Source organism: Streptomyces sp. SID12501, assembly GCF_010550245.1.
Lineage (GTDB): Bacteria > Actinomycetota > Actinomycetes > Streptomycetales > Streptomycetaceae > Streptomyces.
In genome coordinates, this window is the sequence record NZ_JAAGLU010000864.1 from 1 (window position 1) to 411 (window position 411).

Annotated in this window: 1 protein-coding gene; it reads left to right on the forward strand. The window is 71.0% G+C overall.

Features of this window, described 5'->3' with window-relative positions; all coding sequences use genetic code 11:
* The coding region (locus G3I71_RS48870; protein WP_275409465.1) for an NAD(P)-dependent oxidoreductase at positions 1 to 411 on the forward strand (411 nt) is incomplete at both ends.

The following is a 411-nucleotide window of genomic DNA, read 5'->3' on the forward strand; positions in this document are numbered from 1 at the left end:
CCGGCATGTTCGGCGCCAAGCAGATCGCCCGCATGAAGCCGGGTGCGATCTTCCTCAACCTGTCGCGCGGGTTCGTCGTCGACTACGCCGCGCTGCGCGACGCCGTGCTCGCCGGTCACGTGGCGGGAGCGGCGGTCGACGTCTTCCCCGAGGAACCCAAGCGCAAGGGCGACCCGTTCGTCTCCGAGCTGCAGGGCCTGCCCAACGTCATCCTCACGCCTCACACGGGCGGCTCGACCGAGGAGGCCCAGGAGGCCATCGGCCAGTTCGTGGCGCACAAGGTGCGCGACTACCTCGCGACGGGCTCGACGAACCTGTCGGTGAACCTGCCGAACCTCGCGCTCGACCAGCGCCCCGACGCGCACCGCGTCGCGTACCTGCACCGCGACGTGCCGGGCGTGCTGGCGACCA